The organism is Pseudomonas campi, from assembly GCF_013200955.2.
GTDB classification, from domain to species: domain Bacteria; phylum Pseudomonadota; class Gammaproteobacteria; order Pseudomonadales; family Pseudomonadaceae; genus Aquipseudomonas; species Aquipseudomonas campi.
The window spans coordinates 2,977,114-3,002,374 of record NZ_CP053697.2; the positions used below are offsets into that span (position 1 = coordinate 2,977,114).

Annotated in this window: 31 protein-coding genes; 16 read left to right on the forward strand and 15 right to left on the reverse strand. The window is 62.0% G+C overall.

Features of this window, described 5'->3' with window-relative positions:
* Positions 1 to 26: 26 nt before the first annotated feature.
* The 10 genes from HNE05_RS13740 (at position 27) to HNE05_RS13780 (ending at position 7,155) form a co-directional block, all read left to right on the forward strand.
* Positions 27 to 1,028, forward strand: a complete 1,002-nt coding sequence (locus tag HNE05_RS13740) for an AraC family transcriptional regulator (RefSeq protein WP_173208353.1) — start codon at positions 27 to 29, stop codon at positions 1,026 to 1,028.
* 26 nt (positions 1,029 to 1,054) lie between these two features.
* The gene (locus HNE05_RS13745) at positions 1,055 to 1,576 is read left to right on the forward strand and encodes a M23 family metallopeptidase (RefSeq protein WP_173208356.1); all 522 of its coding nucleotides are present in this window, start codon (positions 1,055 to 1,057) and stop codon (positions 1,574 to 1,576) included.
* Between the two features lie 107 nt (positions 1,577 to 1,683).
* Positions 1,684 to 1,965: a peptidylprolyl isomerase gene (locus HNE05_RS13750; protein WP_090231782.1), complete on the forward strand. Its 282-nt coding sequence runs from the start codon at positions 1,684 to 1,686 to the stop codon at positions 1,963 to 1,965.
* Between the two features lie 125 nt (positions 1,966 to 2,090).
* Positions 2,091 to 2,822 carry a substrate-binding periplasmic protein gene (locus tag HNE05_RS13755; RefSeq protein WP_173208360.1) on the forward strand — a complete coding sequence of 244 codons (732 nt, stop codon included), beginning with the start codon at positions 2,091 to 2,093 and terminating at the stop codon, positions 2,820 to 2,822.
* 178 nt (positions 2,823 to 3,000) lie between these two features.
* Positions 3,001 to 3,390, forward strand: a complete 390-nt coding sequence (locus HNE05_RS13760) for a hypothetical protein (protein ID WP_173208363.1) — start codon at positions 3,001 to 3,003, stop codon at positions 3,388 to 3,390.
* A 193-nt stretch (positions 3,391 to 3,583) separates the two neighbouring features.
* Entirely contained in the window at positions 3,584 to 3,715 is a 132-nt protein-coding gene (locus HNE05_RS20585; RefSeq protein ID WP_260493287.1) for a hypothetical protein, read from the forward strand.
* Between the two features lie 172 nt (positions 3,716 to 3,887).
* On the forward strand, positions 3,888 to 4,589 hold the full coding sequence (locus HNE05_RS13765; protein WP_173208365.1) for a YebC/PmpR family DNA-binding transcriptional regulator: 702 nt from the start codon (positions 3,888 to 3,890) through the stop codon (positions 4,587 to 4,589).
* 4 nt (positions 4,590 to 4,593) lie between these two features.
* Positions 4,594 to 4,782, forward strand: coding sequence for a hypothetical protein (locus HNE05_RS13770; protein ID WP_173208367.1), 189 nt, complete (start codon positions 4,594 to 4,596; stop codon positions 4,780 to 4,782).
* A 206-nt stretch (positions 4,783 to 4,988) separates the two neighbouring features.
* Positions 4,989 to 5,324 (forward strand): DUF2025 family protein, encoded by a 336-nt coding sequence (locus HNE05_RS13775; RefSeq protein WP_173208369.1) that lies wholly within the window; start codon positions 4,989 to 4,991, stop codon positions 5,322 to 5,324.
* Between the two features lie 91 nt (positions 5,325 to 5,415).
* On the forward strand, positions 5,416 to 7,155 hold the full coding sequence (locus tag HNE05_RS13780; protein WP_173208371.1) for an N-acyl-D-amino-acid deacylase family protein: 1,740 nt from the start codon (positions 5,416 to 5,418) through the stop codon (positions 7,153 to 7,155).
* Positions 7,156 to 7,377: 222 nt separating this feature from the next.
* Here the strand turns inward: HNE05_RS13780 and HNE05_RS13785 are convergent, their stop codons facing one another.
* The 7 genes from HNE05_RS13785 to HNE05_RS13815 form a co-directional block, all read right to left on the reverse strand.
* Positions 7,378 to 7,803, reverse strand: coding sequence for an abscisic acid-deficient protein Aba4 family protein (locus HNE05_RS13785; RefSeq protein ID WP_173208373.1), 426 nt, complete (start codon positions 7,801 to 7,803; stop codon positions 7,378 to 7,380).
* A gap of 199 nt (positions 7,804 to 8,002) precedes the next feature.
* On the reverse strand, positions 8,003 to 9,313 hold the full coding sequence (locus HNE05_RS13790; protein WP_420826969.1) for a phospholipase C/P1 nuclease family protein: 1,311 nt from the start codon (positions 9,311 to 9,313) through the stop codon (positions 8,003 to 8,005).
* 127 nt (positions 9,314 to 9,440) lie between these two features.
* Positions 9,441 to 10,289, reverse strand: coding sequence for an FHA domain-containing protein (locus HNE05_RS13795; RefSeq protein WP_173208375.1), 849 nt, complete (start codon positions 10,287 to 10,289; stop codon positions 9,441 to 9,443).
* A gap of 25 nt (positions 10,290 to 10,314) precedes the next feature.
* Complete coding sequence (locus HNE05_RS13800) at positions 10,315 to 10,800, reverse strand: hypothetical protein (RefSeq protein WP_180889162.1); 486 nt, start codon at positions 10,798 to 10,800, stop codon at positions 10,315 to 10,317.
* Positions 10,760 to 11,992 carry a serine/threonine-protein kinase gene (locus HNE05_RS13805; protein WP_180889163.1) on the reverse strand — a complete coding sequence of 411 codons (1,233 nt, stop codon included), beginning with the start codon at positions 11,990 to 11,992 and terminating at the stop codon, positions 10,760 to 10,762. The genes HNE05_RS13800 and HNE05_RS13805 overlap by 41 nt, the downstream gene beginning before the upstream one ends.
* 20 nt (positions 11,993 to 12,012) lie before the next feature.
* Entirely contained in the window at positions 12,013 to 12,804 is a 792-nt protein-coding gene (locus HNE05_RS13810; protein WP_173208379.1) for a PP2C family protein-serine/threonine phosphatase, read from the reverse strand.
* Between the two features lie 132 nt (positions 12,805 to 12,936).
* Positions 12,937 to 13,272 (reverse strand): hypothetical protein, encoded by a 336-nt coding sequence (locus tag HNE05_RS13815; protein WP_173208382.1) that lies wholly within the window; start codon positions 13,270 to 13,272, stop codon positions 12,937 to 12,939.
* 140 nt (positions 13,273 to 13,412) lie between these two features.
* Here HNE05_RS13815 and HNE05_RS13820 point away from each other — a divergent pair, with 140 nt between their 5' ends.
* From HNE05_RS13820 to HNE05_RS13845, 6 genes are all read left to right on the forward strand, one after another.
* Positions 13,413 to 14,117 carry an endonuclease gene (locus HNE05_RS13820; protein WP_173208385.1) on the forward strand — a complete coding sequence of 235 codons (705 nt, stop codon included), beginning with the start codon at positions 13,413 to 13,415 and terminating at the stop codon, positions 14,115 to 14,117.
* 230 nt (positions 14,118 to 14,347) lie between these two features.
* Positions 14,348 to 14,557 (forward strand): cold-shock protein, encoded by a 210-nt coding sequence (locus tag HNE05_RS13825; protein WP_160490324.1) that lies wholly within the window; start codon positions 14,348 to 14,350, stop codon positions 14,555 to 14,557.
* A 105-nt stretch (positions 14,558 to 14,662) separates the two neighbouring features.
* Positions 14,663 to 14,842 carry a hypothetical protein gene (locus HNE05_RS13830; RefSeq protein WP_173208388.1) on the forward strand — a complete coding sequence of 60 codons (180 nt, stop codon included), beginning with the start codon at positions 14,663 to 14,665 and terminating at the stop codon, positions 14,840 to 14,842.
* Between the two features lie 167 nt (positions 14,843 to 15,009).
* Complete coding sequence (locus HNE05_RS13835) at positions 15,010 to 16,038, forward strand: GGDEF domain-containing protein (RefSeq protein WP_173208391.1); 1,029 nt, start codon at positions 15,010 to 15,012, stop codon at positions 16,036 to 16,038.
* A gap of 78 nt (positions 16,039 to 16,116) precedes the next feature.
* On the forward strand, positions 16,117 to 16,671 hold the full coding sequence (locus HNE05_RS13840) for a magnesium transporter (RefSeq protein ID WP_173208394.1): 555 nt from the start codon (positions 16,117 to 16,119) through the stop codon (positions 16,669 to 16,671).
* 435 nt (positions 16,672 to 17,106) lie between these two features.
* Complete coding sequence (locus tag HNE05_RS13845) at positions 17,107 to 17,454, forward strand: hypothetical protein (protein WP_173208397.1); 348 nt, start codon at positions 17,107 to 17,109, stop codon at positions 17,452 to 17,454.
* Between the two features lie 62 nt (positions 17,455 to 17,516).
* Here HNE05_RS13845 and pdxJ read toward each other — a convergent pair whose 3' ends face one another.
* The 8 genes from pdxJ to HNE05_RS13885 form a co-directional block, all read right to left on the reverse strand.
* Positions 17,517 to 18,263, reverse strand: a complete 747-nt coding sequence (gene pdxJ / locus HNE05_RS13850) for a pyridoxine 5'-phosphate synthase (RefSeq protein ID WP_173208400.1) — start codon at positions 18,261 to 18,263, stop codon at positions 17,517 to 17,519.
* Positions 18,256 to 18,954 carry a DNA repair protein RecO gene (gene recO, locus HNE05_RS13855; RefSeq protein ID WP_173208402.1) on the reverse strand — a complete coding sequence of 233 codons (699 nt, stop codon included), beginning with the start codon at positions 18,952 to 18,954 and terminating at the stop codon, positions 18,256 to 18,258. Before recO ends, pdxJ begins: the two co-directional genes overlap by 8 nt.
* Before the next feature lie 3 nt (positions 18,955 to 18,957).
* The gene (gene era, locus HNE05_RS13860) at positions 18,958 to 19,860 is read right to left on the reverse strand and encodes a GTPase Era (protein WP_173208404.1); all 903 of its coding nucleotides are present in this window, start codon (positions 19,858 to 19,860) and stop codon (positions 18,958 to 18,960) included.
* Positions 19,853 to 20,542, reverse strand: a complete 690-nt coding sequence (gene rnc, locus HNE05_RS13865; RefSeq protein WP_173208406.1) for a ribonuclease III — start codon at positions 20,540 to 20,542, stop codon at positions 19,853 to 19,855. Before rnc ends, era begins: the two co-directional genes overlap by 8 nt.
* Positions 20,539 to 20,916 (reverse strand): DUF4845 domain-containing protein, encoded by a 378-nt coding sequence (locus HNE05_RS13870; RefSeq protein WP_173208408.1) that lies wholly within the window; start codon positions 20,914 to 20,916, stop codon positions 20,539 to 20,541. Before HNE05_RS13870 ends, rnc begins: the two co-directional genes overlap by 4 nt.
* Positions 20,917 to 21,019: 103 nt before the next feature.
* Positions 21,020 to 21,874, reverse strand: coding sequence for a signal peptidase I (gene lepB, locus HNE05_RS13875; protein WP_173208410.1), 855 nt, complete (start codon positions 21,872 to 21,874; stop codon positions 21,020 to 21,022).
* A 5-nt stretch (positions 21,875 to 21,879) separates the two neighbouring features.
* Complete coding sequence (gene lepA / locus HNE05_RS13880) at positions 21,880 to 23,679, reverse strand: translation elongation factor 4 (RefSeq protein ID WP_173208413.1); 1,800 nt, start codon at positions 23,677 to 23,679, stop codon at positions 21,880 to 21,882.
* A gap of 151 nt (positions 23,680 to 23,830) precedes the next feature.
* Complete coding sequence (locus HNE05_RS13885) at positions 23,831 to 25,252, reverse strand: DegQ family serine endoprotease (protein WP_173208417.1); 1,422 nt, start codon at positions 25,250 to 25,252, stop codon at positions 23,831 to 23,833.
* Between the last annotated feature and the right edge of the window lie 9 nt (positions 25,253 to 25,261).

A 25,261-nucleotide genomic window follows, 5' to 3' on the forward strand; every position in this document is an offset into this window, starting at 1 on the left:
GGCCCACACTTTCGCCGAGCCCTGCCATGCGCGAACGCACCATCGCCAGCCATTTCGTCCGCGCCGCCCTGCGCGGCGCCGAGCGCCAGGGCCTGGACTACAGCGCCCTGCTGCGCGAGCTGGGCATCCAGCCTGCGTTGCTGGAGGAACCGCGCGCGCGCCTCGCCCCCGAGCAGTTCACCCGCCTGCTGCAAGGCCTGTGGGCGCTGCTCGACGACGAGTACATGGGCTTCGGCCAGCGCCCGAGCAAGCGCGGCACTTTCGCCATGATGGGCCACGCCATCATCCATTGCCGTACCCTGGAAAAAGCCCTGGTGCGCGGCATGCTGTTCTATGGCCTGTTCCCCGACGCTCCCCGCGTGCAGCTGCAGCGCGAAGACGAGTGGGTCCGCCTGAGTATCGACAGCTCGGTGCTGTGGGACCCGGACCACTTCCTCACCGAGAGCCTGCTGGTGATCTGGCACCGCCTCGGCAGCTGGCTGATCGGCCAGCGCATCCGCCTGGAAGAAGCCAGCTTCGCCTACCCGGAACCGGCGCACAGCGACGAGTACGACCTGCTGTTCCCCTGCCCACGGCGCTTCGACGCCGCCAGCACCAGCCTGCTGTTTCACAGCCGCTACCTGAACATGCCGCTGCTGCAGGACGAGCGCACGCTCAAGCAGTTCCTCGAACACTCACCGGCCGACCTGCTGGCCCGCCCCGATGGCGGCGACAGCCTGACCAGCCGCATCCGCCGCCTGCTCGGCCGCGACTGTGCCAACTGGCCCGACCTGGAACAGGTCGCCCAGCAACTGCATATCAGCCCGCAGACCCTGCGCCGCCACCTGCGCGAGGAAGGCAGCAGCTTCCAGGAACTCAAGGACCACCTGCGCCGCGACCTGGCCATCTACCACCTGGGCCGCGACGAACTGTCGATCCAGGCGTTGGCCGAACAGCTCGGTTTCTCCGAACCCTCGGCCTTCCACCGCGCTTTCAAGAAATGGACCGGGCTGACCCCGGGGGCCTATCGCGCGCATCAGGAAAGCTGACCCTTCCCCCGCCGCATGGACGCCGTATGCTCAAACGCCCCCGCAAACGCTATCTCCTGCTCGCCCTGTGCCTCGCCTGGCTGCTCGCCCCTGAGTGGCCACAGGTGCCGGTGCAGGGCGCCAGCAGCAAGGACTGGCACCCCAAGAGTTTCTGGTTCGAGCCCTGGGGACGCTCCGGCGTGCACAAGGGCATCGACATCTTCGCTCGTACCGGTACGCCTGTAGTGGCGTCGAGCTATGGCCTGGTGCTGCTGCGCGGGGAAATCGCCATGGGTGGCAAGGTGCTGGTGGTGCTCGGGCCGAAATGGCGCCTGCACTATTTCGCCCACCTCGATAGCCACAGCGCCTGGCCCGGCCAACCCGTGCTGCCCGGCAGCCTGCTGGGTACGGTCGGCGATAGCGGCAATGCGCGGGGCAAGCCGCCGCACCTGCACTACTCCATCGTCAGCCTGCTGCCCTATTTCTGGCGCGCCGATGGCAGCTCGCAGGGCTGGAAGAAGATGTTCTACCTGGACCCCAGCCAGCTGATCGAATCCCGCAGCGATTAGCGGCAAACGCGGCGGTGCGGCGTAGCACCGCCGCCAGCCGATGAACTGCCTTGAATCGCCCATCGAATCCGGTAGGCTCAGCAACTTTCTTCAGAGGAGTACACCCCATGGCCCGAGCCACTGCCCGTCACATCCTGGTTGCCAGCGAAGCCAAGTGCAACGAACTGAAAGCCGCCATCGAAGGTGGTGCCGACTTCGCTCAGGTCGCCAAAGACAACTCCACCTGCCCGTCCAGCCGCCAGGGCGGCGACCTCGGCTCCTTCGGCCCCGGCCAGATGGTCAAGGAATTCGACACCGTGGTGTTCAGCGCACCGATCAATGTGGTGCAGGGCCCGGTGAAAACCCAGTTCGGCTACCACCTGCTGGAAGTCACCAGCCGCCAGGACTGATAGTTCCACCCGCCCTGGCCGCGCCCGGGGCGGGTTCTCCCTCCGCTAGATCCCGCGGCACACCCAATCCGGCCGCTCTGCCCCACCCGCCTACACTGGCTGCACCGCAACCCTGATTGCCACGCATGCCTACAACCTCCGCTCGTCTACTCTGCCTCCTCATCCTGCTGCTGCCGTTGCCCGCCTGGGCCGAAGCCTTGCAGCTGTTCAGCGTGCAAGCGCCACCCCTGACCTCGAACGAGCCAGGCCAGCACGGCCTGGTCGGTGAAGTGGTGCTGGCCGCTCTGGCTGCGGAAAAGCTCGACTACAGGCTGCACATGCCGCCCTGGCCACGGGCACAAAAACAGGTGCAGGAAGGCCGCGACCTGCTGATCATGCCGCTGTCACGCATTCCCTCGCGGGAAAAGCTGTACACCTGGATTACCCCTATTTTCCACATACAACGGGCCTTCTTCAGCCTCGGCACGCCGGTGCGTTCGATGGCCGAAGCACGCCTGCAGCTGCGCAAGATCGGCGTCGGCCTGGGCAGCGCGCAGCACCAGCAACTGCTCGACGCAGGCTTTCGCGAAGACCAGCTGCTGGTGTTGAAGATCGATGAGAACCCGGCGCTGATGCTGGAAATGGGCCGCCTGGACGCCTGGTTCAATGGGATTCCCGAAGCCCGTTACTTCTGGGAAAAGGTCGGCAAGCACGAACTGCACAGCAGCCCGCCCCTGGTCAGCAACGACCTCTACCTGGCCTGCTCGCTAGAGTGCGACCCGGACCTGGTCGAGCGCCTGCGCCGGCGCCTGCAGCTGATGCAGGCGTCCGGCGAAATAGCGCGCATCCAGGCGCGCTACGCCCGCTATACCGACTGAATCGGCCAAGCCTTAGCCTGCCAGTCATCCGAGCGGCGGCCAAAGCCGACGCCATCAGACGGAATCCTTGCGTGCAGCGCTTCCAGCGGCCCGACACTGGCAGAAATTCACTATTCAAAACCTGCCACGGCATGGAAACTGCCGCCCGACCACTGCAAGCCACAAGGAAGTTCCCGCCATGCACACGCAATCACCCGCCACCACGCCTGCCACTCGTCCTGCCCTGCCCAAACTCAAGCTGGTGCTGCATAGCCTGTCACTACTCGCGGCTGCCTTGGTGGCCAACGGTTTCTGGTCCAGCCTGCCGGCTTTCGCCGACGTTTTCAGCAGCTTCGGTGCCGAGCTCCCCCTGTTGACCCAGCTGGTCGTGGACTATCCGCAAGCGGTATGGAACATCCTGCGCAGCGGCCTGGCCCATCAACTGGCCTGGTTGCTGCTCTGGATCGCAGTACGCGAGCGCTGGGCTCATATCGGTCTGCTGCTGGCGAGCCTGGTGGCCTGGCTCTTGGTTGCCCTGCAGATCGTTGCGGTTTATCTGCCGATTTTCAGTCTCAGTACGGTGGTGTGAGGCGGCGCCAACCTGCTGTTCGCAATCAGTCTTACACCAGACGTACGGCCGGGACAGCAACCTGCCTGGCCTCTGGAGCAGACTATGCTTGTTGCAGATAAAATCTTGCATCCATGCAGGTTCATGCAGCCTGGGAGGTGGTAATGGCCAACGAGCACACAGCGTCCATCCCTACATCACCGAGGTAAACGTCATGAGCAAGAGTCAGGACTCACACAAAGAGAGCAAGAAGAAACCGCTCAAGAGCCTTCACGACAAGCGCCTGGCCAAACGCGAGAAAAAGCATGGCACCACCCTGCTGGGCAGCCACGCCGAAACCCCTTGAGCTCCCCGACAAACCCGGCGCCACTTGGGCGCCGGCCTCCTCCCCGCCCTTTCAAGCCACAGCCCGACAGCTCACAGGTGCCTCCGCGCGCGTGACCGGCTAGAATCTGCCGCCTTATCCGGCACAGGCCGGACAGCGACTTACCCCATCCGCAGCCAGCGAGAGAGCCAACATGGGCGCACAGTGGAAAGCCAAACCTAAAGAAGCCGCAGCCAACGCCAGAGGCAAGATCTTCGGCCGCCTGGTCAAGGAAATCATGGTCGCCGCACGCAACGGCGCCGATCCGGACCTGAACCCCAAGCTGCGCGTGGCCGTGCACCAGGCCAAGAAAGCCTCGATGCCCAAGGACACCCTGGAGCGCGCGATCAAGAAAGGCGCCGGCCTGCTCGGCGAGACCGTCAACTTCGAGCGCCTCACCTACGAAGGCTTCGCCCCGCACCAGGTGCCGGTGATCATCGAATGCCTGACCGACAACGTGAACCGCACCGTGGCGGAAATCCGCGTGCTGTTCCGCAAGGGCCAGATGGGCGCCTCCGGTTCGGTAACCTGGGACTTCAACCACGTCGGCATGATCGAAGCCTCCTCCGACAGCGGCGCCGATCCGGAGCTGGCCGCCATCGAAGCCGGCGCCCAGGACTTCGAGCCGTCCGATGAAGGCAACACCCTGTTCGTCACCGAACTGACAGACCTCGACGCCGTGTGCAAAGCCCTGCCGGAGCAGGGTTTCACCGTCAACTCGGCGAAGATCGGCTACATGCCGAAGAACCCGGTCAGTGGCCTGAGCGACGCACAGATGGAAGAAGTCGAAGCCTTCCTCGAAGCCCTCGACAACCACGACGACGTGCAGAACGTCTACGTCGGCCTGGCTGGCTGATTCATTGAGTCGACAGCAATACCATGCCGATAACGCCGCGCGCGCCAGCAGCGAAGCGCGGCGCCTGCTCGACCAGCGTGCGGCCCTCGGCCCGCGCTGGCTGGCCTGGGTCGCCAGCGAGCTGTATCAGCTCAGCCCGCCCGAGTTCGCCAACATGGTACGCCGCGAGCTGGAACGACAAAGCGCCGGCTGAACCGCCCCTACGGCCATCCGCCTGCGCAGCCAATAATCGCGACTGATTCTCAGGCGTGCTGCAATATTGATCTCCGACAACACGCGCCGCCGGCCCCGCCGCCACAATGCGCGGCATAACGCGTGTGCGGCCAACGAGCCCCACCCTCCTTCCTTGCGTGTAGACCCGACCACCGTCGCCATCCGGCGCCCGCCAGAGGTTTACCCATGAGCATCACATCCGCCAGCATCTGCGCCGCGGCCGACGCCCTGCAGGGCTTTGTCGGCTTCAACGCGAAGACCGGCCAGCACCTCGTGCGTTTCAGCGAGGACTCCTTCGGCCTCGATGTGCCGGGCGAGAGCATCACCCCCATCAGCGAATTCGTCTGGGTGGCGCTGCCCGGCGGCGTCATGCGCCTGAGCCGCGAGCGCCTGCAACTGCTGGCGGCGCAGAATATCGACGACCGCCTGCACCTCGCCGAGGCGCTGCATGTCTACCTGCGGCGTAGCGACCTGCCCGAAATCAGCGCGGAACGGCGCGTACTGCCCAGGGCTTCGGCCTGACCGAATCGACGGCACATTCATCGCTTTCGCCACCTGTTCGTGCCCCCACAGGCTCCTATGCTTGAGCACACAACAATAAGGAGCGGCAAGCATGTTCGATGTGCTGATCAAGAACGGCCTGTTTTTCGATGGCACCGGCGCGCCGGGCGTGCTGCGCCACCTGGGCATCCGCGCCGGCAAGGTGGCAGCGATCAGCGCTACGCCGCTAGACGAGACCGGCTGCGCCGAGGTGATCGACGCCAGCGGCCAGTGGCTGATGCCCGGCTTCATCGACATGCACACCCACTACGACGCCGAACTGGTCGCCGCGCCCGCGCTCAAGGAGTCGGTGCGCCACGGGGTGACCACGGTGATGATCGGCAGCTGCTCGATCAGCATGGTGCTGTCCGCTGCCGAGGACTGCTCAGACCTGTTCACCCGCGTCGAGTCAGTGCCGCGCGAACATGTGCTGCCGCTGCTGCAGGCGCGCAAGAGCTGGAACAGCGCGGCCGACTACGTGGCCTTCCTCGACCAGCATCCGCTGGGCCCGAACATCTGCTCCTTCCTCGGCCACTCCGACCTGCGCGTGGCCGTGCTCGGCCTGCAGCGCGCGGTGGATGGCAAGGTACGTCCCAGCCAGGCGGAGCTGCAGCGCATGGCCGATCTATTGGAGGAAGCACTGGACGCCGGCCTGCTCGGCCTATCCAGCATGACCAACCCCTGGGACAAGCTGGACGGCGAGCGCGAGCGCTCCAAGTCGCTGCCCTCGGTGTATTCCACCTGGCGCGAGTACGCCTGGCTCAACCGCGTACTGCGCCGCCGCGGGCGCATCCACCAGGGCGCACCGAACCTGGTGAGCAAGCTCAACGTGTTCGCCTACCTGTGGGAAAGCATGGGCCTGCTGCGCCGGCCGCTAAAGACCACGCTGATCACCCTGATGGATGTGAAGGCCGACCCCTGGCTGGCGCCGATCCTCGGCCCGCTGACGCGCTGGCTGAACCGCCTGAGCAACGCCGACTTCCGCTGGCAGACCCTGCCGGTGCCGTTCGAGACCTATGCCGATGGCATGGAATTCGTCGTTTTCGAGGAATTCCCCGCCGGCCAGGCCGCCCTGCATCTGGCCAGCCAGGACCTGCGCAGCGAGCTGTTCCGCGACCCAACCTACCGCCGCCAGTTCCGCCAGGATGTCGACAAACGCTTCGGCGCGCGGGTCTGGCACCGCGACTTCGACGATGCCTGGATCGTCGACTGCCCGGACGCCAGCCTGGTCAGCCATAGCATCGGCGAGCTGGCGCGGCAGCGCGACCTGCACCCCGGCGACCTGTTCCTCGACCTGCTGGTGCTGCATGGCCCGCGCCTGCGCTGGCGCACGGTGATCGCCAACCATCGCCGCGAGGTGGTGGAAAAACTGGTGTGCGAGCCGAGCACGCTGATCGGCTTCGCCGACTCCGGCGCGCATATCCGCAACATGGCCTTCTACAATTTCGCCCCGCGCCTGCTCAAGCTGGTGCAGGACGCCGAGCAGCGCGGCGCGGCGGTGATGCCGATCGAGAAAGCCATCTGGCGCCTGACCGGCGAGCTGGGCGAGTGGTTCGGCATCGACGCCGGCACCCTGCGCGAAGGCGGCCGCGCCGACCTGCTGCTACTCGACCCGCGGCGCCTGGACGACAGCCTGGCGACGTACCAAGAGGCGCCGATGGAAGGCTTCAACGGCCTGCAGCGCATGGTCAACCGTGGCGATGCGGTGCGCTGCGTGCTGATCAACGGGCGCATCGCCTACCGCGACGGCGAGTTCGCCAGCGACCTCGGCCAGGCCCGTGGCTACGGCCAGTTTCTGCGCGCCAACGCGTAGAACCTGTTTACGGTCTTCTGAATTAGAGCCAGACAAGGCGCTACGCCAGTAACAGCCTCCGGCTGGTCAAAACGCCGAGGAAGCGCAGTTTACGAGCTGTAAATGAGCATGACTCGTTTCACTCACCCTTCGGGTCGCGCTGAAGCGCGTTAGCCGCAAGCGGCTTGCCGAGGCCGCTTTTAACGCCGTATGGCCGCGAGTCAGGAGATCGTAAACAGGTTCTCAGTAGATAAGCCGTAACAGCAGAAAGGCCAACAGACCCAGCGGGCCGAACATCAGGGTCAGCACATAACACGGCAGCAGCGCCCAGTGGCTGATGCCGGCCAGGGCGCCTTCGTGGCGGATATACAGGCCTACCATCAGGTCGAAGGCGAGGATATGCACCCAAGCCGCCAGAGCCGCCGTCGGCTGGCGCAACAGGGACAGCACCCCGGCGAGACTGAAGAACCCCGGCCGCCCCGTGCCGGGCTCAGGCCGCTGGTGCAGGGCCACCGCCAGCAACCAGGCATAGATCAGCACCAGCAGCACGACGATGCCCCACAGCAGCAGCGCGTCGGTGTGTGCCCAACCGGGCAGTAGCACCAGCGCCAACCAGCCCAGCAGGGCGATGACGGAACTCAGGGTGAACAACGGTTTGAGCGGAGCCATGGGCGACCTCGTAACAGGAGAATGCGCTCAGCCTAGCGCCTGCCGATGTCGCTGCCAGCCAATCAGCCGGCGCTGAATGACACGCCATGTCCGCGAACCCGGTGCCACACTGCTGCTGCAGCCCGAGCCGTGGTTCAGCCCCGGCGACCTGGTGCGCCGACCAGCAGGCCAGACGGCGCAGCAATGAGCCCCGCCGTGCTCAGGGCTGCGCCGTCGGCTGCGCAGGCAGATGGGCGCGCAGCGCCTGCCGGCTATGGGCGCCAAAGTGACGGAACAGCTCCACCAACAGCTGCTCCATGGCTGGATCAGCCTCGGTTCGGGCCAGCTGGTTGCTGGCGCTGAATCCTTGCGCCGCCGTGCGCTTGGCCAACCACAGGCCAATCAACTGATCCAGCTCGCCAGCCCGCGCCTGGGATTCGGCCGCAACCACCTGGGCGGCATAGTCCGGGCCGAAAGCCGGGTAACTGGCATCCTCACGGGTATCGCTGTAAGCCGTGAGCAAGGGATGGTCCTCCGGGCCGTCCTGCATCAGCAACTGCATACGATCGAACTGGTATTGCTCGATGGCCGTATGCCGATCCGCCACGCGCTTGATCGCCGCCTCGCGATCCTCCGGGTAGCCCGCCTCGGCCTTGGCCGCGATCAGCAGCATGCCGCTGGCATCCACGCCCGGCAGCACGCTGGCATGGTAGGGCTGGGTCAGGTCCTGCAAATAGTGCAGAGCCCAGCCGAGAAAACGGTAGCCCCAGTAGGGATGCCCGCTGGCGAAAGCCAGGCGCGCCAGGCCGCTGTACTGGTAGATGCGCCAGTGCGGCAGGGTGCGCTGCAGGTAAGGCGCGGCGGCGAAGATCAGGCTGGACTCGTGGTAGTAGCCGATATGGAACGGCGCCTGCGAGGAATACTCGAAGCGCGCATCGCCGAATGGCTGTGTGCCGAAGTTGTAGCGCTGGCCCGCCTCGCCCGGGTTATCGCTGAACAGGTTGATGTCGTGGCCGTAGTCCGGCTCGTCGGCCGAGCTGGCCAGCACTTGCAGGGCGCTGACCGCTTCGCCGGGCTGCAGGGCCAGGTAGCGCCAGTTGCTCCACGGGCCGACCTTGTGGAACACCAGCACCTCGGCGCTGTTCAGGCTGCGGCGATTACCCGCGTCCTGCCCCGGTAGCTGCTGGACAAAGCTGGCCAGGCGTACCTCGGGGTTGATGCGCAAAGCCTGCAGAAAGGCCGCGCGCGGTTCCTGCAGCCCTGCAGCATGCCAGCGCAGGGCCTCCGGGCGCGGCGGATAGGCGGGGAAATGCGCACGGGCAAAAGCCTCCTGCTCGTCGAGCAAGCGCTCGATGGCCGGCGCCTGCTCGGTGAGAAAAGCCTCCAGCGGCTCCACTTGCACCTCGCCGGCCAGCTCGGGCATATCGCGCAACGCCAGCAGGCTGCCCAGGGCATGATTGGACCAGGCCTGGGCAGTCAATGGCAGACACACCAGCAACCAGACACAGGGCAACAGAACGGACGGTTTCACTCTCACTCCCAATACGCGCAGGGCCGAAAGCCAGCAAGACTACCCCCGGCACCTGGCGCCGACACGGACACAGAGCGACAGCCGCGCACACCGATTCGGCCACACCACGCTCTGCCCGCGCCTGCTGCTATAGCAGCAGCGCAGCCGCTACACCGAGCACCAGCAGCACGCCTGCACCCAACAGGGCAAGACGCAGCGGTGCGGGGCCAGCCGATTCGGCAGCTGCCGGAGCCGGCGCGGCCTGGGCCGCCGCGCGCAACGGGTTGGCGCTTGCTGCCGGCGCCGTAGCGGCCGGCTTCGAGGCGCTCGGTTTGGGTAGATCGACGGCGCGCATGAACAGCGTGGCATCTTCGTCTTCGGCCTGCTGCACCTCGACCTTGGGCCCGATCACCAGCAACAGCACCGAGCCCATGCGCACCTGATCACCGGGCTGCAGCACCGCCGTATTGGCCTTCGCACCATTGACGAACAGGCCATTGGCCGAGGCCAGGTCCTTGACCTCGAGCACGTCGTCCTTGAGGAAGAATTCGCAGTGCCGGCGCGACAGCTCGGCATCGCTGAAACACAGCTCGCACTTCACCGAGCGGCCGAAGGTCATTGAGCCGTTGACGTGGTACTTCTTGCCTTCGTGCTCGCCCTTGAGCACCTGCAGGAACCAGCGCTGGCTGGCCTCGTTACGCGGCTTGGCCTTGGCCGGGTCGGTGAGCTGCAGCTCGACTTCGCCAAGACGCAGGCAATCGTCGGCACGCAACTGGTAGCGGCTGGCGATGCGCTCCTCGTTGACGAAGGTGCCGCTCTCGCTGTCGCAATCACTGATGAAATAGAGGCCGTTCTCCTGGCGGATTTCGGCGTGGAACGCCGCAATTCCGGCATCGCCCAGCACCAGATTGTTGCGCCGATCCTGGCCCAGGGTGAAGCGCTCTTCGACCAGCCAGACCGGGGCCTGGCGACTGTCCTTGAAATGCAGCTTGAGCATCGTCTAAATCCTGTCGAAGTGGCGATCACTCACCAAAAAGGTTGTTCCAGGCTCGCTTGATCGGGTTGCTGCGCTCCTCGCGCGCGGCCTCGTTGGCGCGGGCGCGGCTCTGTGCCGCACGGGCCGAGCTGAGCAGCTGCTGGTGTTCGTCACGCATTTTCAGCAGCTCGGGGTTCTCCGGCTCGACCTGCAGACCCCGCTCGATCATGGCCAGGGCGGCGGGAAAATCGCTGCGCCGGTAAGACGCATTGGCCAGGTCGCGGTAGAGCATGGCGACCCGATTCAACCCCGCCAGTGCCTGCTCGTTGCCGGGCGCCCAGCCGAGAATCTGCTGGTAGTAGTAGACCGCGCTGTCCTCTTCCGGGAGCAGCAGGCGCTTGTCGGCAATGCTCTGCTCGGCCCGCTCGAGGAACCCGGCAATCCGCGCATCGAGCAGCCGCTGCAACGCCTCCAGCGTGGCGGCGTGCTGCTCATCCAGGGCCAGGGCCTGACGGAAAGTAGAAGTCGGCACTGTCCTGCGCCGGCTCCATCAGCAGGCCTTCGCGCAGACGTTGCTCGCCTTGAGTAAGGAATGCATTGATACGGCTTTCCTTGATCCGTTGCAGGCCAGCCAGCGCTGCTTCGTTGTCAGCATCGAGCAGCAACATCTGCTGAAAATAATGGGTGGCGCTGTCCTGCTCCGGCTCGACCAACTGGCCACTGGCGAAGCGCTGCTCGGCCTGCACCAGCAGGGCTGCGAGCTGCTGGCGTTGCTTGATGTAGATGCCGGCGAACGTCAGGGTAGCGATCAGTACCAGCACGCTGAGCCCCATCAGCAGCGGCATGGCCGAACGGCGCTTCTTCGGCAGTGCAGGCTCAGCGGCCAACGGCAGCGCCGGACGCAACTGGGTCTGCTCCAGGTCGCTCAGTTCCACCTCGTCCAGCGCGGCCAGCAAGGCGCGGCAGTCGGCGAAACGCTCGGCCGGATTCTTCGCCAGCATGCGCGTCAGCAACTCGCGGAAGGCTCCCAGTGCATCGGGCAGCGCTGGCAACTCCATCTGCACATGGTTGACCACGGTCTGGGTGTAGTTGCCGCCACGGTAGGGGTTGGTGCCGGTAAGCATCTCCAGCAGGATCACCCCCAGGCTGTAGATATCGCTGCGTGCATCCAGCGGCTGGCACTGGGCCTGCTCCGGGCTGCTGTAGGCGGGGCTGCCGACGGCGATGCCGAAATGGGTTAGCTCGCTGTCGATGTCGAGATCCTTGGCCACCCCGAAATCGGTGAGCACGGCTGTGCCGTCGCTGCGAAAGAGGATGTTGGCCGGCTTCACATCGCGGTGCACCAGGCCCTTGTCGTGGACCACTGCCAGGCCACTGGCGATCTGGCGGACGATGGCCAGGGCGCGCTCGGCGGCGAACACCTCACCTTTGTGCTGGGCCAGATCACCACCGGCGACGTACTCCATCGCCAGGTAATAGCGGCCATCGGCCAGGCGGTCGATGTCATAGATGGTGATGATCGAGGGATGGTTGAGCGAGGCGACTATGTGCGCCTCCTTGACGAAGCGCAGACTGAACGCCTCGTCATCGGCACTCAGCAATACCTTGATCGCCACCTTGCGGTGCAATGATTCCTGGGTGGCCAGGTAGACCTCGGCCATACCGCCCTTGCCCAACTGGCCGTGCACACGGTAGCCGGGTATCTCAAGCAAATTGTCGCTCATGAGGTGTCGTATCGAAGTGGTCAGGACTTACGTGAGTTCAGCCATCTGCTGATAAAGTTACGCGGTCTGGCGGCGATCACCGGCGATTCCGGGGCGCTGAGGCCAAGTACGATGCAGCTGATATTGTCCTTGCCGCCAAGCTGGTTGGCCAGCCCTATCAACTGCTCGACCAGCGCATCGAGGGTTTCCGCCTCGACGCATAAGTGCTGGATCTGTTCATCACTGAGCTCGCCGGTCAGGCCGTCACTGCACAGCAACAGCAACTCACCAGCGGCCAGGGTGCCGCGCAGCAGGCCGACTTCCAGTTCCTGTTCTGCCTGCCCCAGGCACTGGATGACGATATTGCGTCGCGGATGCTGGCGGGCTTCTTCCACACTCATCTCGCCGGCATCGATCATCAGCTGCACCCAGCTGTGATCGCGGCTCAACTGCTCGATGCCTGCGGCGCTGACCCGATAGGCGCGGCTGTCACCGACCCAGGCCAGCTCGAATTCGCCACCAGCAACCTGCAACGCGACCAGGGTGGTGCCCATGCGCCGCCCACCGGCAGCCTGCCCGGCCTGGATGATGGCGGCATTGGCGGTTTGCGCGGCCGTCAGCAGGTCGCCACCGGCGCCGACCACTTCACGCAGGGTCTGCAAGGCCAAAGCGCTGGCCACTTCACCGGATTGATGGCCACCCATGCCATCGGCAACCGCCCACAAACCCAACTCGGGGCAACACAGCACAGCATCTTCGTTATGCGCACGCACCTGGCCCGCAACGCTCTGCGCCGCGAACACAAGGGACTGCTCGGTGAGCGTAATGGACATGGCTAGTGGATCATCTCGTTACTGCACGTAAGCGGCATGATGCGGCCACCACCCGCGGCTGTCAGCCCTGCGTGGAAGTTTCCCCGGGAAGTGTTAAGCAGTCGATATCGGCAGCGTGGCAACACCCACGTTTCACTGCTGGCGCTGTTCTTCGTAACTGTTCTGCCCCGGATAACGCTGCACCTCAAGACCGCCTGGGTACTTGATGCTCTGCCGAATGCCGCCGTTCTGCTGCACGCCAGAACTGCCATAGGCATGGCTCTGCGTGCTGCCACTATCGCTGGGTACGGCATAGCCGCCATAGACGTCATGACTCTGACTGCTGCTGGACGAGCTGATACTGCCGGAGGCACCAGGACTGACGTACTCGATGGGTACACTCTGTACCTGACGGCTAACCGTCTCGGCGGCCAGCGCCGGTAAAGCCGCCATGGCAATGCCCAGTAGCCCTATTTGCATGATGCGCATTGGCCCACCCTTCCTCTCAAAGACCCTGGCTAGGATGCTACGCCGATCAGCGCCGTTGACCAGAGTGGCCAGCCCTTTGCCAGCCTTGGCAAAGTTCATCAGGCCCGTATGATGCGGCGCTTTTCAGGGATGCCGTATTCATGCCCTCGCGCTACATCATTGCTCTGCTCGCACTGGCCTGCTCGGCCGCCAGCCTCGCTGCCCCGCCCCGAACCTTTGCCGAAGCCAAGAAAATCGCCTGGAAACTCTATGCCCAGCAGCCCGTGGAGTTCTATTGCGGCTGCCGCTATAACGGCAAGTCGGTCGACTTGAACAGCTGCGGCTATGTACCGCGCACCAATGCCCGGCGCGCAGCGCGCATCGAGTGGGAGCACATAGTCCCGGCTTGGGTCATCGGGCATCAGCGCCGCTGCTGGCAGCAGGGCGGCAGAAAGCACTGCGCCAGTCAGGACAAGGCCTACCGGAGCGCCGAAGCGGATTTGTTCAATCTGGTGCCCAGCATCGGCGAGATCAATGCCGATCGCAGCAACTACAGCTATGCCTGGCTACCGCAGCAACCGAGCCAGTACGGCAGCTGCCCGATGGTAGTAGATTTCAAGGCGCGCAAGGCCATGCCCAGAACCCAGGTGCGCGGCATGATTGCCCGCACCTACTTCTACATGAGTGAACGCTATGGCCTGCGCCTGTCGAAACAGGAGCGGCAAGTCTTCAACGCCTGGCACAAGCATTACCCGGTGCAGACTTGGGAGCGCCAGCGCAACCAGCAACTTGCCTGCGTGATGGGCTGGAGCAACCCCCATGCCGGCCCCGTGGATATGCGCCTGTGTCCGAAAAAAGGCAGCTAAAACAAGCGCGCAAAGCCTGTAAGCAAACGCGCCACTTAGCGAATTAAATGAGAAATCATTTGGCGATTGGCACTTTCCCCTGTAGGGTGATCGGACTGTGTTGCATGTGTCACCGCAAATCGACTTGTTTAGATCTCGATCCAACCTTCCATCGGTTTCTTTACTCTTTGCACTCAGTCATGGCCTGGGCTGTTCCAGTGTCATGTTCACTTTGTTCAAGGAGACATCCCATGTCCGAACGTCAAACTGGCACCGTCAAGTGGTTCAACGATGAAAAAGGCTTCGGCTTCATCACCCCGGAAAGCGGCGCTGATCTGTTTGTGCACTACCGCTCGATCCAGAGCGCTGGCTTCAAAAGCCTGCAGGAAGGCCAAAAGGTCTCCTTCGTGGCTGTAAAAGGCCAGAAAGGCATGCAAGCTGACGACGTTCAAGTAATCTAATTACTCGACGCGTCACGAAAACCGGCCCACGGGCCGGTTTTTTTATCCCTGCCATTTTTACCCGCACTCACCGTGCACCATAGATTTCCTGAAGAGGGAGCCACCATGCGCGTCAAAGGATCCAGCCAGAAACCCAAACCGCAACCGGCCGTGGAAACCCACGAATCCATCGAAGCCCAGGTCGCCGCCTTCCTCAAGTCCGGTGGTGAAATCCAGCAGATTGCCAAAGGTGTCAGCGGTCAATCGCTTACCCCCAGCCGGCATATCACCATCAGCAAGAAGTAACACCCGCTGCCACATCGCCAGCCGCCACTGCTGATGCCGAGCCATTCGGCACTTTGGCGGAAATACTGGCATCTTGCCCAAGATCACTCTTGCCCGCCTCGGCAAAGCTCTGCATTCTTGTCATCACAAGAACGATAAGAAGCGCCAAAGGCCAGGGACTCTCGCTGATGTTCAAGCGACTCAGGAAGGATTTTCAGCTATCCATCATCACCTTGATGGGGCTGATCGGCGTATTGGGCATTACCCCCTATGCATTTTATCGCCTGACCCATGGCAACTATCTGGTTGGCATCGCCGACTCGATCATTGTGCTGTCTACCATCCTGGCAGTGGTCTACGCCTGGCGTAGCGGAGACACGGTAAAACCTGGTATCTATCTGGCCAGCATTTTCTCCACCGGAGCGACCCTGATCGCCATCGATCTAGGTGTCAACGGACTGTTCTGGATCTACCCGCTGATCCTCTTCAACTTCTTCATGGTTTCTCCCGGCAAAGCCATTGCCGCCACTCTGCTCATTCTCGGCAGCCTGGTCGGGTATGCGTTATGGGTGCCCGGCAGCGTCTTCGAAAGCGACTATCAGATGGTCTCTTTCCTGGTCACCAATGTCACCGCCGGAATCATGACCTTCATCTTCGCCTACCGCACCCGCAGCCAGCGTGACCAGTTGCAGGTACTGGCCATCCGTGACCCGCTAACCGGTGCACGCAATCGCCGGGCCATGGATGAAGAGATGAAAATCGCCGTTTCCAGCAAGCGCCGCCATGGCACCAGCTATGGCGTACTGGCCATGGATCTGGATCATTTCAAACAGATCAACGACCGCTTTGGCCACCAGGCCGGCGACCTGGTATTGATTGATTTCGTCGAGCTGATCCAGCACTCTTCGCGCAAGGAGGATCGCCTGTTCCGCTTCGGCGGTGAAGAGTTCCTGCTACTGCTGCCCGACACCCAGCTGGAAGGCCTGCAAGCCGCGGCCAATAATCTGCTGCTGCAGGTGCGCAACGCCCTGCAGGGCCCGGGCGGAACGGTGACAGTGTCCATCGGCGGCGCCATCCTGCGTGCGGATGAAGGCCAGGAAAGCTGGTTGCAACGTGCCGACCAGTGCCTGTACCAGGCGAAAAGCGCCGGGCGTGATCGTTTTTTCATCGACGAACCAGTAGAAGCGCCGCTCGGCAGCCCCACTCCCACACCCTGAGCACAGACTACACTCAGGAAAGGCCGCATTAGCGCCAAACTGACGGGGGTTCGCTAACCGCAAGATGGGAGGTGTGCCATGAATCGGCATTACTACATCAGTGACAATCTCGATGAACTGGAGACGCTCGAAAACGAGCTGGAGGCCAGCGGCATCAGCACCGAACAGATCCACGTCCTCAGCGACAAGGATGCCGACGTCGAACAGCACCACCTACACGATGTTTCCTCGGTCATGAAGCAGGACATCGTTCATGCAGGAAAGATCGGCAGCCTGATAGGCCTTGCCCTGGCAGCACTGGTAGTACTGCTGGCCTGGCTCAATGGCTGGGCTGATACCCCGGCAGGCTGGATACCCTTTGTTTTCCTGGCGGTGGTATTGCTTGGTTTCAGCGTATGGGAAGGGAGTCTGTTCGGCCTGCAGAAGCCCAACAGCGCGTTCCAGCGTTTTGCCGACACGCTGCACGAAGGCAAGCACCTGTTCTTCGTCGATGTGAACCCCGCGCAGGAGCCACTTCTCAACCAGATAGTCGCCCACCATCCGCGCCTGGAGTTGGCGGGGACTGGCAGCGCATCACCAGGCTGGGCGATTGCCCTGCAGTATCACTGGAACCAGTTCCGCAAACTGATCTGACAAACACGCCATGAAGGGGCGGGTCGATGCTCGCCCCTCGACCCAAGCACCACGACAGCCAAAGCACTCAACAGACCAAACAGGATGCTATCGCCGCACGAGCTTAAAGCGGGCACTGTTACTTGCCGGTGTACTGTTCAGCAACCTTGTTCTGGCCTCTCCCCTGCGCCTGGTCAGCGGCGAGGACTATGCCCCTTATGCAGGCAGCGCCCTGCCCAATGGCGGAATGCTCAGCGAAGTGGTGTTCGCAGCCCTGGGCCGCTCCGGTTACCAGCCGAGTCTCGCCTGGCAACCCTGGAAGCGCGGCTATCACGCCACGCTGAAAGGCAGCTAGACGCCACCTACCCCTACCTGAAATTGGCCGAGCGCGAGGCGGAGTTTATCTACTCGGAGCCGCTTTACGAGGTTACTCAGCGAGTCTTCACGCGCCGCGGGATGATGCTCGATCCGGATAACCTGCAGCGCTTTATCGGCAAGCGTCTGTGCTACCCGCTCGGCTGGCTGCCACCTGCCGCACTCACGCCACTGCTGGAGCAAAACCAGCTACAGCGCCATGAGCCGCCGGATTTGCTGACCTGCGCCAAGCTGATTGCCCTGGAGCGCGATGACTTCTTCATCGCCGACAGCCTGCTGGGACAGCAGGCCATTCACTTATCGGGACTCGACCCAGGCGAATTCGAAAGCTCACAGACTGTGGTCAGCAAGCACAGCCTGCACTTCATCGTCCCGCGCAATCATCCGCACGCCACTCAGCTCATCGACGATTTCAACCGCGGCCTGTAGCAGCTGATGGCGAACGGCGAGTACCAGCGAATCACCACCGCAGCCCGACAGACAAGTAACGCTTAGCCGCGCCCGGCAGCAGCCAGAATCAACTGCTTCATCTCCGCGACCGCCCCCTTGAAACCGACAAACAGGGCATGGGCAACGATCGCGTGACCGATATTCAACTCGTGCACCCCGGCAATCGCCGCCACCGGCTCGACGTTGTGGTAATGCAAGCCATGGCCGGCATTGACGATCAAACCATGGGCCAAGCCGCAGGCCACGCCATCACGGATGCGGGCCAGCTCACGCGCCGCTTCGGCGGGCGTATGAGCATCGGCGTAACGGCCAGTATGCAATTCGATCGCCGGCGCCCCGACGCGCCGCGCCGCCTCGATCTGCTTCTCGTCGGCATCGATGAACAGCGACACCTCGCAACCGAGCTTGCTCAGACGTTCGACGGCTGCACGAATGCGCGCCTCCTGCCCAGCCACTTCCAGGCCGCCTTCGGTGGTCAGTTCCTGGCGAGTTTCCGGGACCAGGCAGACATGCTCGGGGCGGATGCTTTCGGCGAAGTCGAGCATGAAATCAGTCACGCCCATCTCGAAGTTCATGCGCGTCTGCAACACCTCCTTGAGCAGGCGCACATCGCGCTCCTGGATATGCCGACGGTCTTCACGTAGATGCACGGTAATGCCATCGGCCCCAGCCTCTTCCGCATCCAGGGCGGCTTTCACCGGGTCCGGGTAGCGGGTTCCCCGCGCCTGGCGCAGGGTGGCGACATGGTCGATATTCACGCCGAGAAGGATGCGGTTGGCTTCAGTCACGAGCAGGTTCCTTGAGGTTCATAAAGAGTTCACGGCTGACCAGCGGCCGGCCACCCAGATGCGGCGCCAAAGCCTGGCGCATCAGACGCTTGGCGGCTGCCAGCGCCCCCGGCGAGCTCCAGTCGGCCTGGGCCATGGCCAGCAGATCGGCCCCCTGGAACAGGCCAGGCTGCAGTTGCGAGACAGGCTCAAGCCCAGCATCCGGTTGCAGGCGGTACAGGCCGGCAGCCGTAATCGGCAAGCCGGCAAGGTCGTGATCGAGGGCAAAACCATAGCCCAACTCGTCCAGCAGGCGCCACTCGAAAGCCCGCAGCAAAGGCTCCAGCGGGGGATTTACGGCCAGGGCCGTAAGCGTCAGGGCATAGTGCTCGAACAAGGCGGGGTGCGGGTCTTCTGCGGGCAGCAGGCGGATCAGCAGCTCATTCAAATAGATACCACTGAACAAAGCGGCACCACTGAGCAGATTGGGGATACCGGCGGCCTCCAGACGGGCCACATTCTTCAGCTCGCCGCGCCCACGGAGTTCGACTTCCAGCGGCACGAACGGCCGCGCCAGGGTGCCGGCCTTGCCGCGCGCGCCACGCAGCACGGCACGCAAACGTCCTTGCGGGGTGAGCAGATCGACCAGCGCGCTGCTCTCGCGGTAGGCACGACTGTGCAGGACATAGGCCGGTTGCGCGCTGGCCTGCATGGCTTAGATGTCGTTGTAGCCCAGCGAGCGCAGCGCCCGCTCATCGTCGGACCAGCCACCTTTGACCTTGACCCAGAGGTTGAGCATGACCTTGGAGTCGAACAGCACCTCCATGTCCTTGCGCGCCTCCTGGCCAATGCGCTTGATGCGCTCGCCCTTGTCGCCAATGATGATTTTCTTCTGGCCGTCGCGCTCGACCAGGATCAATGCATGGATATGCAGGATGCGACCTTCCTGCTTGAACTCTTCGATTTCCACGGTGATCTGGTAAGGCAGCTCGGCACCCAGCTGACGCATGATCTTCTCGCGCACCAGCTCGGCCGCCAGAAAGCGACTGGAGCGGTCGGTAATCTGATCTTCCGGGAAGAAGTGCTCGCTTTCCGGCAGGAAGTCCGCCACCAGCTTTTCCAGGGCATCAAGATTGTGCCCCTGCTGCGCGGAAATCGGCACGATTTCGGCCTTTGGCAGTTGCTGTTGCAGCCACTCCAGATGCGGCATCAGCTCAACCTTGTCTTCGATGCGATCGGTCTTGTTGATCGCCAGGATCACCGGACCCTGCACGTACTGGATACGCTCGAGGACCATCTGATCTTCGTCGGTCCAGCGGGTACGATCGACCACGAAGATCACCACATCGACGTCTTTCAACGCCGCCGAGGCGGTCTTGTTCATGTAGCGATTGAGAGCCTTCTCACTATTTTTATGCAGGCCGGGAGTATCGACATAGATCGCCTGTACCTCGCCCTCGGTCTTGATCCCGAGCATGTTGTGGCGAGTGGTCTGCGGCTTGCGTGAAGTAATCGCCAGCTTCTGCCCGAGGATATGGTTGAGCAGGGTCGACTTGCCCACGTTCGGGCGACCGACAATGGCGACATAGCCGCAGCGGGTTACAGGTACATCAGTCATTGCCATTCTCCACGCCCAGCGCCACCAGGGCAGCAGCGGCGGCGACCTGCTCGGCAATGCGCCGACTGGCGCCCTGCCCCTGGGTCTTGTCATTCAATAAGGCTATTTCGCACTGGACGAAGAACGTCCGGCAATGCGGTTCGCCCTGGATATCCACCACGTCATAGCGTGGCAGATCGGTCGCCCGTGACTGCAGAAACTCCTGCAGGCGAGTTTTAGGATCCTTGTTGGTGTCTACCAGGGTCAGGCTGTCCAACTCGTTGCTCAGCCAGCCCAGCACGCACTGACGAGCCACATCCATACCGGCGTCCAGGTAGATGGCACCAATCAGCGCCTCCAAGGCATCGGCAAGAATCGACTCACGGCGGAAACCACCACTCTTCAACTCGCCGGAGCCCAGGCGCAAGTACTCACCCAGGTCGAAACCACGCGCCAGCACCGCCAGTGTCTCGCCTTTTACCAAGCGCGCACGCAAACGCGACAACTGGCCTTCGCGAGCCTGGGGAAAACGCTCGAACAGCGCCTCGCCCGCTACGAAGTTGAGAATGGCATCCCCGAGAAACTCCAAACGCTCGTTGTTGCGCCCGGCAAAACTACGATGGGTAAGGGCCAGGAGCATAAGATCCTGGTCCTGAAAGGCGTGACCGAGCTGACGCTCAAGACGGGCTAGGGGAACACTCACGGCGCTCGCACACGAAATTCTTTGTCGAACTTGGCGACCAAATCGAGATTCTGGATCAGCGGCTCGCGCTTCTCATAATTCAGATGTACGACAAAATCATTGTTCTCGATCTTGACCTGCATGATGTCTTTGGGACTCACACCACGAATACTGTTGGTTTCCATCCCTTTCATCACATGGCCGTAGAAATCGCTCACTGTACGAATTTCAAAACTCGGATCGGTTTCCACGGAGGTGATGATCTTTTCCAGTGACATGTAATCAAGGTAATGCGGCAGCATCTTAAATACCATGCTGGCGAAAAATGCCACGACAGCCAGCACGACCATCCAGCTTAGAAACGACATGCCTTTCTGCGAGCGCGCAAACGTCATGATTACCCCCAATTGTCAGTTTTGTTGTAATGCCCACGGCCGCAGACACCACTATATATAAGCCGAGGTGGCCAGCTTGCACAGCCACCATCGCTTGAAACGTTTAGCGAATCAGACCAACTCGAGAAAAATTCGGCAAGCTACGCAGCTTGGGATCTGGCCAGCTCAACCATACGGCGAAGGCCTTACCGACGATATTGCGGTCCGGCACCATGCCCAGAAACTCCTTGGCAATATGCTTGTCGTTCCAGTAGCGGCTGTCGTTGGAGTTGTCGCGGTTGTCACCCATCATGAAGTAGTGCCCCTGCGGCACCACCCACTCATCACCAGGAACGCGCAAGTTACGACGCAGCTCCTTGCGAATCTGGTGCTCGACCTCACCCAGCTTTTCCTTGTATAGCGCAGCACTGCCCAGGCTACCGGGCTCTTCGCCGATGAACTGCTCGACAATGGGCTGACCATTGACCGTCAGGCGCTTGTCCATGCTGTAGCTAATACGATCGCCCGGCAACCCAACGACGCGCTTGATGTAATTGATGTTCGGATCGCTCGGGTAGCGGAACACCATTACATCGCCGCGCTGCGGATTACCGACCTCGACCACCTTGCTGTCAATAACCGGCAGGCGAATGCCGTAGGCAAACTTGTTGACCAGAATAAAGTCACCAATTTCCAGGGTCGGCTTCATCGAGCCGGACGGAATCTGGAAGGGCTCCAGCAAGAAGGAGCGCAGTACCAGCACGATGGCCAGTACCGGAAAGAACGACTTGCCATATTCGACCAGCAACGGCTCGCGGTTCAGGCTCTGCAGTACGCCTTCGTCAGGCTCGCTGACCTGTCCCTCGTAGGTGGCAATCGCCGCGCGCCGGCGTGGTGCCAGCAGCAGCAGATCGAGCAACGCCAACGCACCGCAAACTGCTACGGCTATCACCAGAATCAGAGGGAAATTGAACGACATAGTGATTAGCTATCCAACCTGAGCACTGCAAGGAAGGCTTCTTGTGGAATCTCCACGTTGCCCACTTGCTTCATCCGTTTTTTACCGGCCTTCTGCTTTTCCAGCAGCTTTTTCTTACGGCTGACATCACCGCCGTAGCACTTGGCCAATACGTTCTTGCGCAGCGCCTTGACCGTGGTTCGTGCCACGATCTGCCCACCGATGGCAGCCTGAATGGCCACATCGAACATCTGCCGTGGAATCAGTTCTTTCATTTTCTCGGTCAATGCGCGGCCTTTGTAGTGCGCATTGTCACGGTGCACGATCAGTGCCAAGGCATCGACCTTGTCGCCGTTGATCAAAACATCGAGTTTGACCAGATTGGCCGACTGATAGCGGTCGAAATGATAGTCCAGCGAAGCGTAGCCACGGCTGGTGGATTTCAGGCGATCGAAGAAGTCCAGCACCACTTCGTTCATCGGCAGATCGTAGCTGACCTGAACCTGGGTGCCGAGGAACAGCATGTCGTGCTGCACGCCGCGCTTCTCGATACACAGGGTGATGACGTTACCCAGGTGCTCCTGAGGCACGAGGATATTGGCGCGCACAATCGGCTCGCGCATATCTTCAACAGACGACAGATCGGGCAGTTTGGACGGGTTATCGACGTAGATGGTCTCACCGGTCTTCAACAACAACTCGAAGATTACCGTTGGCGCAGTGGTAATCAGATCAAGATCGTACTCGCGCTCCAGGCGCTCCTGGATGATCTCCATGTGCAGCATGCCGAGGAACCCGCAACGGAAACCAAAACCCAGTGCGTCCGAGCTTTCCGGCAAGTATTGCAGCGACGAGTCATTCAGCGTGAGCTTTTGCAGGGCTTCACGGAAATTTTCAAAATCGTCCGAGCTTACCGGGAACAGTCCGGCATACACCTGCGGCTGAATGCGCTTGAAGCCTGGCAACACATCTACATCAGGGGTAGAGCTGAGGGTCAGGGTGTCACCCACCGGAGCACCGTGGATGTCCTTGATACCGGCGATGATAAAGCCCACTTCACCCGCTTTCAGGTCAGCGGTTTGCGTGTGCTTGGGGGTAAACACACCGACACTATCCACCAGGTGGATTTTGCCGGTGGACTTGACCAGAATCTTGTCACCCTTCTTCACGCAACCATGGCGTACACGCACCAGGGATACAACGCCCAGGTAGTTGTCGAACCAGGAGTCGATGATCAGTGCTTGCAACGGGTCTTCGATGTTGCCGGTAGGCGCCGGAATGGTCTTCACCAGACGCTCAAGTACCTCGTCAACGCCCATACCGCTCTTGGCACTGCAGGCCACGGCGTCGGTCGCGTCGATACCGATGATTTTCTCGATTTCTTCCTTGACCTTGTCCGGATCGGCCTGCGGCAGGTCCATCTTGTTCAGTACCGGCATGACCTCAAGGCCCTGCTCGATGGCGGTGTAGCAGTTGGCAACCGACTGGGCTTCCACACCCTGACCGGCATCCACCACTAGCAACGCACCCTCGCAAGCGGCCAGCGAACGACTGACTTCATAGGTGAAGTCGACGTGCCCTGGGGTATCGATGAAGTTCAGCTGATAGGTTTTACCGTCGAGAGCCTTGTAGTGCAGCGTGACACTGTGGGCCTTGATGGTAATTCCGCGCTCGCGCTCCAAGTCCATGGAGTCGAGCACCTGGGCCTCCATTTCACGCTCGGAGAGGCCACCGCACATCTGGATGAAGCGGTCAGCCAGGGTCGACTTGCCGTGGTCGATGTGGGCGATGATGGAGAAATTGCGGATATGACTCAGGTCACTCACGGATCAACACTCGAAAAAGCCGCAGGCAGGCTGCCCGCCGAAAATAGCCGAGCATTCTACCTGACCGATGACCATGGCGTCACGCGTGCGCACTGAGAGGCAGACACAAAAAAGGGCAGTAAAAACTGCCCTTTCTGCTCATCAAGCCGCCCTATTCCGCAAGCTTGAAGGTAATGAAACTAGCCCGCCCCTGACGCAAGACACGCATGGAAACAGAGCGATTGCTTGGCAACTCCTTGGCCACCCGGGTGAAGGTTTTGGCAGAGTCGATAGCTTGATTGTTCAAATGAGTAATCACATCCCCAGGACGCAGACCGATCAAAGCCGCTGGACCGCCCAGCACCTCCTTGATCACCACGCCTCCGCGTACATCCAGTGCCTTTTTCTGCTCGGCAGTCAGCTCGACCACCGAAACGCCCAGGCGATTACTGCTGCGCTCCACACCCGCATCAGCATCAATGGCAACCTCATCACCTTCCTCAGGCAGAACCCCTACGCTCATCTGCAAGGTCTTGCGCTCGCCTTCGCGCACCACTTCCAACTCGGCCTTGCTACCCGGTTTGAGACCACCAACCAGATGCGGCAGGTCTGCGGACATGATGATTGGCTGATCGTTCATGCTGAGAATCACATCCCCCACCTGCAGGCCACCTTTGGCCGCCGGACCATTTTCCAGCACCTGGGCCACCAGCGCGCCCGCCGGCTTCTCCAGACCGAAAGATTCGGCCAGGTCCTTGTTGACCTCCTGAATCACCACGCCCAGCCAACCGCGGCTGACCTTGCCGTCCGCCTTCAACTGATCAGCCACGGACATGGCCACATCGATCGGAATGGCAAAGGACAGGCCCATGAAGCCACCGGAGCGAGTGAATATCTGCGAGTTGATCCCCACCACCTCGCCATCCAGATTGAACAGCGGACCACCCGAATTACCCGGATTGATCGCCACATCGGTCTGAATGAACGGCACGTAGTTCTCGTTCGGCAGGCTGCGCCCCTTGGCGCTGACAATGCCGGCAGTTACCGAGTGATCGAAGCCAAAAGGCGAGCCGATAGCCAGCACCCAGGCCCCGACTTTGAGGTCATCCGACTTCCCCAAACGCACTGTCGGCAGGTTCTTGCCCTCAACCTTGAGCAAGGCCACATCCGTGCGCGGATCCGCTCCAACCAGTTTGGCTTCGAGCTCGCTACGATCAGACAGGCGCACGATGATCTCATCGGCATCTGCCACCACATGATTGTTGGTCAGGACATAGCCATCGGCAGAAATAATGAAGCCCGAGCCCAGCGATTGTGCTTCGCGCTGACGACCACCGGGGTTGCGCGGCATCTGCGGAATATTACGCTCGAAGAACTCGCGAAACTGAGGCGGCAAACCTTCCAGATCTGGGATCTGCCCCTGGATGGCGACATTACGCTGCGGCGCATTTTGCCGGGTACTGATGTTCACCACCGCCGGCGAAGCCTCTTCGACCAGCGCCGTAAACTCGGGTAATTCCGCACGTGCGAAAGCAACCTGCCCACACAGCAGGAGGGCAACCACTCCGGATAAAGAGGACTTCAGACCAAGCATCGACTACAG

What these genes read in the sequence shown, in the direction of transcription:
- HNE05_RS13740 (WP_173208353.1), top strand. Translation starts at nt 27, where the DNA reads ATGCGCGAACGCACCATCGCCAGCCATTTCGTCCGCGCCGCCCTGCGC.
- HNE05_RS13745 (WP_173208356.1), top strand. Translation starts at nt 1,055, where the DNA reads ATGCTCAAACGCCCCCGCAAACGCTATCTCCTGCTCGCCCTGTGCCTC.
- HNE05_RS13750 (WP_090231782.1), top strand. Translation starts at nt 1,684, where the DNA reads ATGGCCCGAGCCACTGCCCGTCACATCCTGGTTGCCAGCGAAGCCAAG.
- HNE05_RS13755 (WP_173208360.1), top strand. Translation starts at nt 2,091, where the DNA reads ATGCCTACAACCTCCGCTCGTCTACTCTGCCTCCTCATCCTGCTGCTG.
- HNE05_RS13760 (WP_173208363.1), top strand. Translation starts at nt 3,001, where the DNA reads ATGCACACGCAATCACCCGCCACCACGCCTGCCACTCGTCCTGCCCTG.
- HNE05_RS20585 (WP_260493287.1), top strand. Translation starts at nt 3,584, where the DNA reads ATGAGCAAGAGTCAGGACTCACACAAAGAGAGCAAGAAGAAACCGCTC.
- HNE05_RS13765 (WP_173208365.1), top strand. Translation starts at nt 3,888, where the DNA reads ATGGGCGCACAGTGGAAAGCCAAACCTAAAGAAGCCGCAGCCAACGCC.
- HNE05_RS13775 (WP_173208369.1), top strand. Translation starts at nt 4,989, where the DNA reads ATGAGCATCACATCCGCCAGCATCTGCGCCGCGGCCGACGCCCTGCAG.
- HNE05_RS13780 (WP_173208371.1), top strand. Translation starts at nt 5,416, where the DNA reads ATGTTCGATGTGCTGATCAAGAACGGCCTGTTTTTCGATGGCACCGGC.
- HNE05_RS13785 (WP_173208373.1), bottom strand. Translation starts at nt 7,803, where the DNA reads ATGGCTCCGCTCAAACCGTTGTTCACCCTGAGTTCCGTCATCGCCCTG.
- HNE05_RS13795 (WP_173208375.1), bottom strand. Translation starts at nt 10,289, where the DNA reads ATGCTCAAGCTGCATTTCAAGGACAGTCGCCAGGCCCCGGTCTGGCTG.
- HNE05_RS13805 (WP_180889163.1), bottom strand. Translation starts at nt 11,992, where the DNA reads ATGAGCGACAATTTGCTTGAGATACCCGGCTACCGTGTGCACGGCCAG.
- HNE05_RS13810 (WP_173208379.1), bottom strand. Translation starts at nt 12,804, where the DNA reads ATGTCCATTACGCTCACCGAGCAGTCCCTTGTGTTCGCGGCGCAGAGC.
- HNE05_RS13815 (WP_173208382.1), bottom strand. Translation starts at nt 13,272, where the DNA reads ATGCGCATCATGCAAATAGGGCTACTGGGCATTGCCATGGCGGCTTTA.
- HNE05_RS13820 (WP_173208385.1), top strand. Translation starts at nt 13,413, where the DNA reads ATGCCCTCGCGCTACATCATTGCTCTGCTCGCACTGGCCTGCTCGGCC.
- HNE05_RS13825 (WP_160490324.1), top strand. Translation starts at nt 14,348, where the DNA reads ATGTCCGAACGTCAAACTGGCACCGTCAAGTGGTTCAACGATGAAAAA.
- HNE05_RS13830 (WP_173208388.1), top strand. Translation starts at nt 14,663, where the DNA reads ATGCGCGTCAAAGGATCCAGCCAGAAACCCAAACCGCAACCGGCCGTG.
- HNE05_RS13835 (WP_173208391.1), top strand. Translation starts at nt 15,010, where the DNA reads ATGTTCAAGCGACTCAGGAAGGATTTTCAGCTATCCATCATCACCTTG.
- HNE05_RS13840 (WP_173208394.1), top strand. Translation starts at nt 16,117, where the DNA reads ATGAATCGGCATTACTACATCAGTGACAATCTCGATGAACTGGAGACG.
- HNE05_RS13845 (WP_173208397.1), top strand. Translation starts at nt 17,107, where the DNA reads ATGATGCTCGATCCGGATAACCTGCAGCGCTTTATCGGCAAGCGTCTG.
- recO (WP_173208402.1), bottom strand. Translation starts at nt 18,954, where the DNA reads ATGCAGGCCAGCGCGCAACCGGCCTATGTCCTGCACAGTCGTGCCTAC.
- era (WP_173208404.1), bottom strand. Translation starts at nt 19,860, where the DNA reads ATGACTGATGTACCTGTAACCCGCTGCGGCTATGTCGCCATTGTCGGT.
- HNE05_RS13870 (WP_173208408.1), bottom strand. Translation starts at nt 20,916, where the DNA reads ATGACGTTTGCGCGCTCGCAGAAAGGCATGTCGTTTCTAAGCTGGATG.
- lepB (WP_173208410.1), bottom strand. Translation starts at nt 21,874, where the DNA reads ATGTCGTTCAATTTCCCTCTGATTCTGGTGATAGCCGTAGCAGTTTGC.
- HNE05_RS13885 (WP_173208417.1), bottom strand. Translation starts at nt 25,252, where the DNA reads ATGCTTGGTCTGAAGTCCTCTTTATCCGGAGTGGTTGCCCTCCTGCTG.